14 protein-coding genes are annotated in these 12,403 nt (G+C 62.1%); 8 read left to right on the top strand and 6 right to left on the bottom strand.

Going from position 1 to position 12,403, the window contains the following annotated elements:
- Window position 1: 1 nt before the first annotated feature.
- Genes pstB through phoB form a run of 3 tightly spaced genes read left to right on the top strand, consistent with a single transcriptional unit; the run spans window position 2 to window position 2,281 of the window.
- Window positions 2-823 carry a phosphate ABC transporter ATP-binding protein PstB gene (gene pstB / locus MIC97_RS08430; protein ID WP_239799650.1) on the top strand — a complete coding sequence of 274 codons (822 nt, stop codon included), beginning with the start codon at window positions 2-4 and terminating at the stop codon, window positions 821-823.
- A gap of 38 nt (window positions 824-861) precedes the next feature.
- A complete protein-coding gene (gene phoU / locus MIC97_RS08425; protein ID WP_239799649.1) occupies window positions 862-1,569 on the top strand; it encodes a phosphate signaling complex protein PhoU in 708 nt (235 codons plus the stop codon).
- Window positions 1,570-1,591: 22 nt separating this feature from the next.
- Window positions 1,592-2,281 carry a phosphate regulon transcriptional regulator PhoB gene (gene phoB, locus MIC97_RS08420; protein WP_183824403.1) on the top strand — a complete coding sequence of 230 codons (690 nt, stop codon included), beginning with the start codon at window positions 1,592-1,594 and terminating at the stop codon, window positions 2,279-2,281.
- Here the strand turns inward: phoB and MIC97_RS08415 are convergent.
- Window positions 2,268-3,533 (bottom strand): ROK family protein, encoded by a 1,266-nt coding sequence (locus MIC97_RS08415; protein WP_239799648.1) that lies wholly within the window; start codon window positions 3,531-3,533, stop codon window positions 2,268-2,270. The genes phoB and MIC97_RS08415 overlap by 14 nt on opposite strands.
- A gap of 250 nt (window positions 3,534-3,783) precedes the next feature.
- Here MIC97_RS08415 and xylF point away from each other — a divergent pair, with 250 nt between their 5' ends.
- From xylF to MIC97_RS08395, 4 genes are all read left to right on the top strand, one after another.
- Window positions 3,784-4,824, top strand: coding sequence for a D-xylose ABC transporter substrate-binding protein (xylF, locus tag MIC97_RS08410; RefSeq protein WP_183824398.1), 1,041 nt, complete (start codon window positions 3,784-3,786; stop codon window positions 4,822-4,824).
- 223 nt (window positions 4,825-5,047) lie between these two features.
- Window positions 5,048-6,364 carry a sugar ABC transporter permease gene (locus MIC97_RS08405; protein WP_239799647.1) on the top strand — a complete coding sequence of 439 codons (1,317 nt, stop codon included), beginning with the start codon at window positions 5,048-5,050 and terminating at the stop codon, window positions 6,362-6,364.
- Window positions 6,365-6,375: 11 nt separating this feature from the next.
- Entirely contained in the window at window positions 6,376-7,176 is an 801-nt protein-coding gene (locus MIC97_RS08400) for an ATP-binding cassette domain-containing protein (RefSeq protein WP_239799646.1), read from the top strand.
- Window positions 7,177-7,271: 95 nt separating this feature from the next.
- Entirely contained in the window at window positions 7,272-8,870 is a 1,599-nt protein-coding gene (locus MIC97_RS08395; protein ID WP_239799645.1) for a CHASE domain-containing protein, read from the top strand.
- A gap of 130 nt (window positions 8,871-9,000) precedes the next feature.
- Here MIC97_RS08395 and MIC97_RS08390 read toward each other — a convergent pair whose 3' ends face one another.
- The 5 genes from MIC97_RS08390 to MIC97_RS08370 all read right to left on the bottom strand — a co-directional run bounded on the left by MIC97_RS08390 (window position 9,001) and on the right by MIC97_RS08370 (window position 11,973).
- Window positions 9,001-9,249: a lipoprotein gene (locus MIC97_RS08390; RefSeq protein ID WP_183824382.1), complete on the bottom strand. Its 249-nt coding sequence runs from the start codon at window positions 9,247-9,249 to the stop codon at window positions 9,001-9,003.
- A gap of 111 nt (window positions 9,250-9,360) precedes the next feature.
- On the bottom strand, window positions 9,361-9,663 hold the full coding sequence (locus tag MIC97_RS08385) for a hypothetical protein (RefSeq protein WP_239799644.1): 303 nt from the start codon (window positions 9,661-9,663) through the stop codon (window positions 9,361-9,363).
- A 46-nt stretch (window positions 9,664-9,709) separates the two neighbouring features.
- Entirely contained in the window at window positions 9,710-10,768 is a 1,059-nt protein-coding gene (locus MIC97_RS08380) for a PAS domain-containing sensor histidine kinase (protein ID WP_239799643.1), read from the bottom strand.
- Between the two features lie 157 nt (window positions 10,769-10,925).
- Window positions 10,926-11,090: a DUF1328 domain-containing protein gene (locus MIC97_RS08375; protein ID WP_239799642.1), complete on the bottom strand. Its 165-nt coding sequence runs from the start codon at window positions 11,088-11,090 to the stop codon at window positions 10,926-10,928.
- 85 nt (window positions 11,091-11,175) lie between these two features.
- The gene (locus tag MIC97_RS08370) at window positions 11,176-11,973 is read right to left on the bottom strand and encodes a response regulator (protein ID WP_239799641.1); all 798 of its coding nucleotides are present in this window, start codon (window positions 11,971-11,973) and stop codon (window positions 11,176-11,178) included.
- A gap of 227 nt (window positions 11,974-12,200) precedes the next feature.
- On the opposite strand from MIC97_RS08370, the gene MIC97_RS08365 reads away from it, so the two are divergent.
- The gene (locus MIC97_RS08365; RefSeq protein WP_239799640.1) at window positions 12,201-12,401 is read left to right on the top strand and encodes a NepR family anti-sigma factor; all 201 of its coding nucleotides are present in this window, start codon (window positions 12,201-12,203) and stop codon (window positions 12,399-12,401) included.
- The last annotated feature ends 2 nt before the right edge of the window (window positions 12,402-12,403 follow it).

Below are 12,403 nucleotides of genomic sequence, written 5' to 3'. Positions count from 1 at the left end.
CGTGAACATTATGAGCGAAGCAACTCTGGAAAATGCCGTGAACGCCAAGGTGGCCGCCGTCAACGAACCCATCAAGATGCGGGGCGAGAAGGTCGGCGTCTTCTATGGCGACAAGCAGGCCCTGTTCGATGTGGATCTTCTGGTCCGCCAGAATCAGGTGACGGCGCTGATCGGCCCCTCGGGCTGCGGCAAGTCCACCTTCCTGCGCTGCCTGAACCGCATGAACGACACCATCGACAATGCGCGGGTGGTGGGCAAGATCACGCTCGACGGCGAGGATATCTACGACCGCGACATCGACGTGGTGGAACTGCGTTCGCGCGTGGGCATGGTGTTCCAGAAACCGAACCCGTTCCCGAAGTCGATCTATGAGAATGTCGCCTATGGCCCGCGCATTCACGGTCTTGCCCGCAGCAAGGCCGACATGGATGCGGTGGTGGAATCGAGCCTGAAGCGCGCCGGCCTCTTCAACGAGGTCAAGGATCGTCTGCATGATGCCGGCACCGGTCTTTCCGGTGGTCAGCAGCAGCGCCTGTGCATTGCGCGCGCCATCGCCGTGTCGCCTGAAGTGATCCTGATGGACGAGCCCTGCTCGGCGCTCGATCCGATCGCCACCGCACGCGTCGAGGAACTGATCGACGAGCTGCGCGAGAACTACACCATCGTCATCGTCACCCACTCCATGCAGCAGGCGGCGCGCGTCTCTCAACGCACGGCCATGTTCCATCTCGGCAATCTCGTCGAGGAAGGCCCGACCGAGAAGATGTTCACCAACCCCGACGACAAGCGCACGCAGGACTACATCACCGGCCGGTTCGGCTGAGTGTTACTGCGGCCATTCCAACAGACGAGGAACGTATAATGGGTGCTCATACGGTGACCGCCTTCGACGACGATCTTGGCGAGATCGAAGGGCTGGTGCGTGACATGGTCAGCCTGGCCGGGTCCATGGTCGATGAGGCGACACAGAGCCTGATCGTGCCGGACAATGCGCTGGCCCAGCGCGTCATCTCCGAGGATGCGGTGATGGACGAGTTGCAGCGTCGCCTGGACGACCGCGCCATCACGCTGATCGGCAAGCGCCAGCCGATGGCGCAGGACCTGCGTGCCATCGTGGGCGCGATCCGCATGGCCGGCGATCTCGAACGCATCGGCGATCTGGCCAAGAACATCGCCAAGCGCGTCGATGCGGTGGGTCAGTCGAGCGTGCCGCGCGCCTTCGCCCGCTCCATCGAAGACATGTCCGAACTGGTTCTTGAGCAGGTACAGGGCGTCATTGACGAATATGGCGCGCGCAACCCGGAAGGGCTGGTGCGGCTGCGCGACGAGGACGAGCTGGTCGACGTTAAATACACCTCTGTGTTCCGCGAACTGCTGACCTACATGATGGAGGACGCGCGCAACATCACGGCCTGCACGCATTTGCTTTTCTGTGCGAAGAACCTGGAGCGCATTGGCGACCACGTGACCAATATTGCCGAAAATGCCTATTATGTGCTGACCGGCGAGCAGTTGCCGGCTCACCGTCCCAAGCAGGACGAGACTGGCATACCGGCACCTGCGGTTTGAAGCAGGATCGAGGAGACGAAGCATGATCGCACCCCGCATCATGGTGGTTGAGGACGAAGAGCCGTTGGGCGTGCTTCTGCGCTACAACCTCGAAGCCGAAGGCTATCAGGTCGAGATCGTCACGCGCGGTGACGAGGCCGAGTTGCGGCTGCAGGAAAACGTGCCGGACCTTCTGGTGCTCGACTGGATGGTTCCGGCGATCTCAGGCATCGAATTGTGCCGGCGCCTGCGCATGCGCGAGCAGACCGAACGGCTGCCCATCATCATGCTGACGGCGCGCGGCGAGGAAAGCGACCGGGTGCGCGGCCTTTCCACCGGCGCCGACGACTATCTGGTCAAGCCCTTCTCCATGCCGGAGCTGGTGGCGCGGGTGAAGGCGCTTCTGCGTCGCGCCAAGCCCGAGGTGCTGTCCTCTGTACTCAAGGTGGGAGACATCGTGCTCGACCGCGAGCAGCACCGCGTCTACCGCAAGAAGAGCGAGATCCGGCTGGGGCCGACCGAGTTCCGCCTGCTCGAATTCATGATGCAGCATCCCGGCCGCGTCTTCTCGCGCGGACAGTTGCTCGACAATGTCTGGGGCGAGACGATCTACATCGACGAACGCACAGTGGATGTGCATGTCGGGCGGTTGCGCAAGGCGGTCAACACCGGCCGCATGCCCGACGTGATCCGCACCGTTCGCGGCTCAGGCTACGCGATCAGGGAAGAGTGACGGGCAGGGAAGAGTGACGCGCGGCCGGGCCGTCCTGCAGGGACCGCCCGCCGGCAAAAATCCTGTCATCGACGTAAGTCAGCGCGCGCATGGCACAGCCTTCGCGCAGCAGGGCGATCTGATCCGGCTCGATGCTGAAGCTGATCGAGCCGGAATGCTGGCCGCCGGCAGTGCGTGCGATGGCATCGCGCAGGGCCGGTTCGATCAGGTCGAAGGCTGCCGCGTTGAGGCCGACCAATGCCACCGGGGCAGGGTCGATGAGCGCAAACAGGCTGCCGAGGCCGAAGCCGAGCGCTTCGCCTGCGATGCGGAACGCCTCGCGCTCGCGTCCTTCATGGTCCCGGGCAGCGTCCGCCAGCGCCCGCATCTCCGTTTCCCCAATATCGCCCCGGGGTTCCTCGTTCTGGTCATGGCCGGCGGCGCTGCGCCAGATGGCGTAGCTTCCTGCATAGGCTTCTATGCATCCGCGCCGCCCGCAACGGCACAGCGCCCCGTCCGGCCGGTGGACCATGTGCCCGAATTCGACGCCTGAGGAATGGGTGCCGGTGAACATTTCGCCCTTGAGCACCAGCCCCATGCCGATGCCGTGCGAGAGCAATATGGCGATGAAATCGTCGCGATAGCGGGCCGGATCGCGCCAGCGCAGCGCCTCGGCCATCATGTTGCAGTCGTTCTCCACCGTTACGGGAACAGAGAATTCCGCTTCCAGAATGTCGGTGAAGGGGATGTCCGTGTGCGGGGTGATCGGAGACCACAGCATGGAACGCGCTTCCGCGTCGGTGATGCCCTGAACCGCGAACACGATACGCAATGGCGGGCCAGCCTTTGCGGCGGGGTGAGCAAGGCATCGTTGAAGCACTGCCACACATTCGCCGATCAGCGCCTCGCGGGAGAGGGCGCGCGTGTCGAGCCGCAACTGCTCTTCGTCCAGAACAGCTCCCGAATAATCGAGCCGGACGGCGGAGAGGGTGTTGAGGGACAGCATCAGCGTCACCACGCTGGCTGCTGCGGGGTCGAGTTCGAGCCCGATCTGGGGCCTTCCGCGTCTGAGGGCAGGGGCATCATCCTGTCGGGCCTCGGCCAGAATGCCCTCGGCGATGAGGTCCGCGGAAATAGCGGAGATGGTGGAATGGCTGAGACCCGTGATAGTCGTGATTTCGGTGCGGGAAACCTGTCCACCACGCCGCGCGGCCGCAATCACCATGGCGCGGTTGCGCCGGCGCAGATCGTCGTGCCGCATGCCAACAGTCATTACCTGTACTCTTCCTCCCTGCGTGCCGACGCTGCATAGCAGGCCGTGAACTTTGTCAGAAGCGGCGAAGGCTGTCATTATTTAATTCGGGTTTCGAAATAATTCACGGATGGTCAGAAAATCCGTTGACACGGTCAGGTCGTTGCGCCACATTTTTTCGAGGCTCGAAAAAAGTCCTTGCCCGACTTGTTCACCGGCATGGCTTGTTCACGGGTCATAACGTCGCGCCCATGGGCGCAGGGAGGAAATCATGAGGAATTTTACGGCTGCCATTCTGGCGGGTGTCGCCTTGTCTCTGACGCTTCCCCTCGCCGCACAGGCGAAGGACAAGGTCATCGGCGTGTCCTGGTCGAATTTCCAGGAAGAGCGCTGGAAGACCGACGAAGCGGCGATGAAGGCCGCGATCGAGGCGGCGGGCGACAAGTACATATCGGCTGACGCGCAATCGTCCGCCTCCAAGCAGCTCACCGACGTCGAAAGCCTGATCAGCCAGGGCGCCAATGCGCTCATCATTCTGGCGCAGGATGCCTCGGCCATCGGTCCGGCCGTTCAGAAGGCGCTCGACGAGGGCATTCCGGTCGTCGGCTATGACCGCCTGATCGAGAACAGCGACGTTTTCTATCTCACCTTCGACAACAAGGAAGTGGGCCGCATGCAGGCCCGCGAGGTGTTCAAGCTGAAGCCGGAAGGCAACTATGTCTTCATCAAGGGCTCCGGTGCCGATCCCAATGCCGACTTCCTGTTCTCCGGGCAGGTCGAGGTGCTGAAGGAAGCGCTGGATTCCGGCGCGATCAAGAATGTCGGCGAGGCCTATACCGATGGCTGGCTGCCGGCCAATGCCCAGAAGAACATGGAGCAGTTCCTGACCGCCAACGACAACAAGGTTGATGCGGTGGTGGCCTCCAATGATGGCACTGCCGGTGGCGCGATCGCCGCACTTCAGGCGCAGGGCCTTGCCGGCTCGGTGCCGGTTTCGGGTCAGGATGGCGACCATGCCGCGCTGAACCGCATCGCGCTGGGCACCCAGACCGTGTCGGTGTGGAAGGATGCGCGCGAGCTTGGCAAAAACGCCGCGCAGATCGCCAGCGAACTGGCCGACGGCAAGGAAATGACCGCCATCGCCAATGTGCAGGACTTCACCACGCCCGGCGGCAATACGGTCAAGTCCGTGTTCCTGACGCCGATTGCGATCACCAGGGACAATCTCAACGTCGTCATCGATGCCGGCTGGATCACCAAGGATGCGGTTTGCACGGGCGTTGCGGCAGGCAGTGTCGCTGCCTGCGACTGAGCTGTCCAGTTTACGGGAAGCGTTGGGGTGCCTGCGCTTCCCGCAGGATATGGCTGTCTGCCGTGCCGTGCCCGGCATGAAACCCTCAAATTTCCGAAGCGATTGGCCAGGCCGGGGCGTTTGCTGTCCCGGTTTGCAAGACCGCTGTGCACTTTTGCCGGATTTGGTCTAGCATGATGGTGCGGCGCATTTGACGGCCAGAACCGGCCGGTGGGAGGAAACCATGAGTGATGCGACCTCGGCGGCGACGGGCGACCGGGCGCGGGAGGCCGATCTCGGGCCGCTGGCGAAGTTCCTCAAGGCGACGGAGCTCGACACCCGCATGCTCGGCATGCTGGGGGCGCTGGTGCTGATCTGGCTCCTGCTTCACTTCCTTTCCGGCGGCCTGTTCCTGACGCCGCGCAACCTGTGGAACCTCTCGGTCCAGACATCTTCCGTGGCCATCATGGCAACCGGCATGGTGCTGGTCATCGTGCTGCGCAACATCGACCTGTCGGTGGGCTCCATGGAGGGCATCGTCGGCATGGTCATGGGCGTTCTGCAGGCACAGATCCTGATCCGCGTGTTCGGCTTTTCACTGGGCGATCCGTGGATCTGGGTGATCGCCCTTGCCTGCGGCATCCTTGCGGGGCTCCTCATCGGCGCGTTGCAGGGGTTCATCATTGCCTATCTTGAAGTGCCGGCCTTCATCGTCACCCTTGGCGGGCTGCTGATCTGGCGTGGTGCCGCGTGGTGGGTGACGAGCGGGCAGACCGTCGCGCCGCTCGATGCAACATTTCAGCTGATGGGCGGCGGACCGCTGGGCGCTATCGGCGCCGGCTGGAGCTGGGTCGTGGCCGTGGCCGGATGTCTTGGTGTCGCCTTTCTGATGGTGAGTGGTCGCCGCCAGCGCCAGCGGTTCCGCTTCCCCTTGCGGCCGGTATGGGCCGAATTGCTGCTGGGGGGCGTCGCCTGCGCCGCCATTCTGGGCGCGGTATGGGTTGCCAATTCCTATCCATGGCCGGTGGGCATCGTGAGACGCTATGCAGCGGCGCAGGGCATCGAGGTGCCGGAAGGGGGGCTGTTCATCGCCCATGGTATCGCCATTCCGGTGCTGATGGCCGTCGCGGTCGGCATCATCATGACCTTCGTGACCAACCGCACCCGCTTCGGGCGCTACGTGTTCGCCATCGGCGGCAATCCGGAGGCGGCTAACCTCGCCGGCATCAACACGCGCTGGGTGACCATGAAGGTGTTCATGATCATGGGCGTGCTGGTGGCAATCAGCGCGGCCATCTCCTCGGCCCGCCTCAACGCGGCGACCAATGCGCTGGGGACGCTGGACGAGCTTCTGGTCATCGCGGCCGCCGTCATCGGCGGTACATCGCTGGCGGGCGGCTCCGGCACCATCATCGGGGCGATGCTCGGCGCGCTGCTCATGCAGTCGCTGCAATCGGGCATGGTCCTGCTCGGCATCGACTCGCCCCTGCAGAACATCGTCGTCGGTGCCGTGCTGGTCATCGCGGTGTGGCTCGACACCGTCTACCGCAAGCGGGTTTAGGAGGAACGGCTATGGCAGAGTCCCGAAACGGCAGCGCCGTCCCGCTCATCGACATGCGCAACATCTCCATCGCCTTCGGCGGCATTCGCGCCGTCGACGACGCTTCGGTCGATCTCTATCCGGGTGAGGTGGTGGCGCTGCTCGGCCACAACGGGGCCGGCAAATCGACGCTGATCAAGATCCTTTCGGGCGCCTACAAGCGCGACGCCGGGCAGATCTTCGTCAATGGCGAAGAGGCGTCGATCGGCAATCCGCGCGACGCCAAGAAATACGGCATCGAGACGATCTACCAGACGCTGGCGCTGGCCGACAATGTCGATGCGGCCGCCAATCTGTTCCTCGGCCGAGAGCTGATGACGCGCTGGAACACGCTGGACGACGTCGCCATGGAAGCCGAGGCGCGCAAGGTCATGGGCCGCCTCAATCCGCGCTTCCAGCGCTTCAAGGAGCCGGTGATCAAGCTCTCCGGCGGGCAGCGCCAGTCGGTCGCGATCGCCCGCGCCATCCTGTTCAACGCGCGCATCCTCATCATGGACGAGCCGACGGCGGCGCTCGGTCCGCAGGAGACGGCGCAGGTCGGCGAACTGGTGCGCCAGCTCAAGGCCGACGGCATCGGCATTTTCCTCATCAGCCACGACATTCATGACGTGTTCGATCTCGCCGACCGGGTATGCGTCATGAAGAACGGGCAGGTGGTCGGCACGGCACGTACACAGGACGTCACGCAGGACGAGGTGCTCGGCATGATCATTCTGGGCAAATGCCCGCCCGGTGCCGTGCCGGGGCCGGGAGCCCTGAAAATCGCTGCGTGACAGCCATGCCGTTACCGGCGCTTCTCCGAGCCCTGCTTGCCTTGGCGTGAGGACTTGCTAGAAATGCATTCCCTGCTTCGGAGTAGCGTCGCCAGTTGAAGAAACTCTTTCCGCTTCTGACATTCCTGGCTGTCGCGCTGATCAGCATGGTGATGGCCGGTTTCGCTTATTTTGCGACGCAGGAAGCGACGCGCATCAAGTTCGAAGCGACCGTGGATGACGCCATTTCGCGCATCGAAACCCGCCTTGATCTTCATCTTACCCTCCTCAAGGCCACCCAGGCATTCTTCGCGGTACACAACAACCGTGTTTCGGCAAATGAATTCCGGGCTTTCATTTCGGCGCTTGATATAGAGGGCAGCTTTCCCGGCCTGCGCGGCATCGGTTTTCTGCAGCTCGTTGACGCGGGGAGCGAGGCGCTCGTTGAACGCCGGATTCGTGACGAACAGGGGGTGGAACGTCAGATCTACCCCCAGTCGGATCAGAAGTGGCGTGCGCCGGTGGTTTTCTTCGAGCCGCTGAAGCCATCCAGCGATACATTGCTTGGGTTCGACATGTTCAGCGAACCCATCCGCCGGCAGGCGATAGAAGCGACCATGCGCGACGACACGCAGCATGCCACCGCCCCGATGATGCTGGGTGGGAACAGCGGCGTCGAGCCTTATCCGGGTTTTATCGTCTTCTCCCGCCTCAAAGCCGGCACTTCCGGCGAGGCTTCCGCTACACCCGGTGTTCTGTACGCGGCGTTTCAGGCGAGTGAGCTGTTCCAGACGGCCTTGCGGCGTTTGCCGCTGCTGCCTGTTCATCTGGAAATCTACGATGGCGCCATAGAAGCGCAGAACCAGATTTTCACTTCCGCCACGCCAGCCGTCACCGGTGTGGGCCGGATCGTGGACATCCGGCGGCTTACGATCGCCGGCCGGCAGTGGACCCTGCAGTTCGAGCCGACCACGGCATTCTCCCCGCCTTCGTCGCGGGCCATTCCCGTCATGCTCGGGCTCTTCGGGCTGCTGCTGGCCGGCGCCATCGCGCTCGTTGCCCGTTACAAGGAGCGGGCTTACGATGCGGCTGAAAAGCTGCACCAGACGGCCGAGCACAGTCTGGTCGAAAAGGATCTGATGCTTCAGGAAATGAAGCACAGGATCAAGAATCTCATAACCCGGGTTCTGGCCATTGCGCGCCAGACCGCTTCGCATTCCGCCGATGTGAAGGAATTTTCAGATTCCTTCGCGGCACGTCTGCAGGCGATGGCCGCCTCGCAGGATATGCTCACGCGCTCGCGCTGGCAGAAGGCGGATCTGCGCGAGTTGCTGCGGATCGAGCTCGGTCAGGTGTTTGGCAAGGATCTGCCCGAGGGGCTGCTGTCAGGCCCGCAGGTGTTGCTCGACGAGACAGCCACGCAGGCGCTTGGCCTTACTTTTCACGAGCTTGCGACAAATGCACTGAAATATGGCGAGGCGGGAAACTCGGTCGACGCGCTCAAGGTGGAGTGGCGGGTGGAAAGGGCCGGTCGAAACAAATCGCTTGTCCTGAACTGGCGCGAGTCGGGACAGGCGGGCCTCAAGGAGCCTGCAACGACGGGTTTCGGCACCAAGCTCATCAATATGAACATTACCCGCGAGCTTTATGGCTCGATAGACCGCCGTTTCCTGCCGAGCGGCCTGCAGGTAGAGATCAAGGTGCCGCTGAAGTAAAACGCTCGAACCGTACTGGCGCGGATATGAAAAAAGGCCGGCTTAGCCGGCCTTTTTCGCAGGATCATGGAGAACTCTTTCCGTCCGGAAAACTCATCCGGCTGAGGAAGATGCGCGCCCCATTCGCCGATCAGTTGCAGCGGGCCGTGTAAATCCGGCGCGTATTCGGATCGCGATACTGGCAGTAGCCATTGCGCAGGTTGCGCACCAGCAAGCCGGAACCAGCGCCGACGGCGGTGCCTATGAGGGCGCCCTTGGTGCCGCCGGCAATTCCGCCGATGGCTGCGCCAGCGACAGCACCCACACCAACATCCTGTTCCGTGGTGGTGCAGCCGCTCAGCGCCACGATTGCCGCCAGGGCGACGATTATCTTCCGCATTTAGTCACTCCTCTCGCTTCTCTTTCCCTCGCCTTGCAGCGATCACTTGCCGAACAAGCCGATAGCGTCAAGCTTGTGCCAGCGATTTTGTTTTCGGGCAATATCGCTCTTTCAAGGGTGATGACCGTTTGAAGCGACTTGCGTTTCGCCCTTCTCCACACTTGCTTCCAGCTTGCCGTCCGGATGCACCTTCCACACGATCTCGGCATAGTCATCTTCAAGAGCCGGATCGACCGGAATACAGGTGCCGAAAACGCGGTCCGTTCGACCCGACAGCGCTTTCAGCGCGGGCTGGCGTTCGACCCGACATTCCTCGTAGGTTTCAAAGACTGTAGCCGGAGCAGGCAACTCGACACATTCCGTCAGGTCACCGGAGCATCCGATAATCAGCAGAACTGCGGCTATGTGTTCCATGGCGTTTTCCTCTGGGAAAGAAAACGCGCGGGTTGACGTAAGGTTCCTAAGGCGTCGCGGTGGATTCGTCGCCTGTGCTCTCAAAATTCGCTGCTGGTACGACCAGATGATATTCCAGCCTGTTGTCCACCAGTTCGAGCGAAGCCTGTCCGCTCAGCGCCGCCGGCACGACACGCTCCAGTGTGACGCGCCGGAAATCCCGGTGGGGGGGCAGCACGCTGCCTTCGTCCAGTTGCTCCACCCATGACAGATGGAGCGCCGGCGCATCAGCAAGCTCTTCGGGTTGCTCCATCCTCGATCGCACCGTGATGCGGCTGCCCGGATGTGACAGTGCACCGTAGGAAAGGGAGTTCACCACCAGTTCATGCATGGCGAGGCCGATATGCAGAGCTGCATTGGGGTTGAGGTAGGGGTTCGACCCTTCAAAAATCAGCTCGCTGTCGGCATAGGCGATGTTGTGGCCGAGCTGGCCGTTGATCAATTCGCGCAGCTCAGCTCCCCGCCAGTTCGACGAGGTCACAAGATCCTGAGATGCCGCAAGGGATTGCAGGCGGCCCTGAAAGCTGGTCAGGAAATCGGAAATATTGTCGGAATGGCGGCCGGTCTGACTGGCGATGCTCTGGATGATCGCCAGCAGGTTCTTGGAGCGGTGGCTGACTTCCCGCAGCAAGGCGCGCAGGCTCTGCTCGCGGCGCTTGCGATCCGTGGTTTCCACCTTGGTGGTCATGACGCCGCGGATATCGCCCTGCTCGTCGTGATCGGGATCTACCCAGATTTCGAACCACCGCAGGCCATCTTCACCGGGAGCGTTGATCTCGAAACGGTGGGCGTTGCCGGTGGCGATGGTGTCCTCGCGCGCCGCGATGATACGGGCGGTCTGGGACGGGGGCAGGATGGTGTCGCCCTGGCTGCCCTGCATCCACGGGGCGGCCATGTTGCGGGCCCATACGGTTCTGAGCTCGTTATCCTGAAACAACACGGAAACGCCGGCGTTTCGCAAAGCGTGGAGCAAGGCCCGGCCAAGCACGGATTCATCCCGAAGAGAAGGGTCTATGACCTCCTCTTCCGGCCGCAGAGGCGATCTGGAACCGTTGTCTGAACCCATTTTGTGTTCTGCTCTCTTGGTGCCGGTAGGGCTATCCTACTAAAGAGAATTCGTCAAAATGCGTTCCGCCGGGCAGTGCTCTTCTGGAAAGCGCTGCCCGGCGGCGGCTGGAAACCGGTTGAGGGGGGCGGTTTCCAGTTGGGGGAAACCGACGCGGTCAGGTCCGGCGGAAAATGCCCGCCAGCAGCGATATGAGCACGAACGCCAGGAAGATGAAGAAGAGGATCTTGGCGATTCCGGCTGATGCTCCAGCGATGCCGCCAAAGCCGAGAGCTCCGGCGATGATGGCCACCACAAGGAATACAAGGGTCCAGTAAAGCATTGATCTTTATCCTCTTTATCTTCTCTTGCGCCTATGGAGGAAAACGCCGTCACTGGCCTATGGTTCCGTGGCATGTGCAAAAATATCAGGCGGCCGCCTTCGCCTGCCGGTCGAAGAACAGGGCCTGGCTGATCAGCGCCTTGACCATGTCGGGATTGAACGGCTTGGTGACGAGGAAAGCCGGTTCCGGGCGCTCGCCGGTGAGCAGGCGCTCGGGGAAGGCGGTGATGAAGATCACTGGCACGGAGGTGGCGGCCAGGATTTCGTTGACCGCATCGATGCCCGAGCTGCCGTCGGCGAGCTGAATGTCGGCCAGAACCATGCGCGGATGCGACTTGGCGAAGATGCCGACGGCTTCCGCGTGGGTGCGTGCGATGCCAACGACACGGTGCCCGAGGCTTTCCACCATTTCCTCGATGTCCATGGCGATCAGCGGCTCGTCCTCGATGATGAGGATATCTGTAGCCACCTGCCGTGAAATTTCGTTGCTGGCCTCCGAAAGGAGGCTCGAAAAGCTGGCGTCGTCCAGATCCAGAATTTCTGCGGCTTCCTTTTCATCGAAGCCTTCCACCGCAACCAGCAGGAAAGCCTGACGGGGGCGGGGGGCCAAAGCATTGAGATTGGCGGCCACGCGCTGCTCCCAGTCGGGCGCTTCGGACTGGTCCTGGGGAATGCGGATGGAGACGGACGTGAACATCCGCGTGAATATTTTGTACAGGGCGATGCGGTCGCTGGAGGCTTTCGGGAAGATGCTGGTGTCGGCGATGATCGCCTCAAGCATTGCCGCGACGAGGGCGTCGCCACTTTCCTGGGAACCTGAGACGGCTCGCGAGAAGCGGCGCAGGAAAGGCAGATGCGGGGCAATGGCGGCGGATAGACTCACGATATACGTCTCCCTCATGTGACGCGTTGCTTGAAAGGCCGAATGCATGGTTATGCAAGGCCTCAGGCTCCGAAAACCCGCAGGAATGCAAAAAGTTCCAACAATCGTGGAACTAATTTGGCTAAGAGACGTTGCGCCCGGATCGATCAACCAGCGGGGGCTGCGTCTGTTTCGTTTCGTGCGACGGCGTGATGCAACAGACGGTCAGGGTAGGGACGAAAGGCAGAATGAACACATTGGATAAAAACAGAGCGGCCGGAACCTCGGGACGCCAGGGCAGGGCCGAAGACAATCTTGGACCCAATTCCGAGATCGGACGCAAGCTGAAGCAATATTACGACGATCTGGTCCATGACGAGGTTCCTGATCGCTTTGCGCAATTGCTCAGTCAACTCGAGCACGCCGAGACGTCTCAGGACAAGGACTGATG

This window comes from Aquamicrobium sp. NLF2-7, assembly GCF_022359935.1.
GTDB classification, from domain to species: domain Bacteria; phylum Pseudomonadota; class Alphaproteobacteria; order Rhizobiales; family Rhizobiaceae; genus Mesorhizobium; species Mesorhizobium lusatiense.
The sequence above is the reverse complement of the archived record's forward strand: the minus strand, read 5'-3'. Positions and strand labels throughout refer to the sequence as shown.